The 262-nt window shown below is 55.0% G+C and carries 1 pseudogene; it reads left to right on the forward strand.

The features are described 5' to 3' along the window. Nucleotides 1-262, forward strand: a pseudogene (locus tag E4S61_RS26955) (aromatic ring-hydroxylating oxygenase subunit alpha); the annotation flags it as partial.

The raw sequence follows: 262 nt of genomic DNA on the forward strand, positions 1-262 counted from the left end.
GTTATCGCTCGGACCAACGATAGTGAGATTCATGCCTTCCACAACTTCTCCGACCGTGACGGTTCGCCGCTCGTGTCCGAGACGTCAATGACAGATACTGGGCAGGTCGACACCGACGACCTCGTAAAACTCGATGAGGTCCATGTCGATACTATTGGGCCGCTTGTCTTTGTTAACCTGTCCGACGATCCGATGCCGCTGGCCGAGCAGGCTGGGGTAATGAAAGAGCGGTTGGATGATCTACCACTGGGAGAGTATGAGC

Source organism: Haloarcula amylovorans, assembly GCF_004681185.1.
Taxonomy (GTDB): Archaea; Halobacteriota; Halobacteria; order Halobacteriales; family Haloarculaceae; genus Haloarcula; species Haloarcula amylovorans.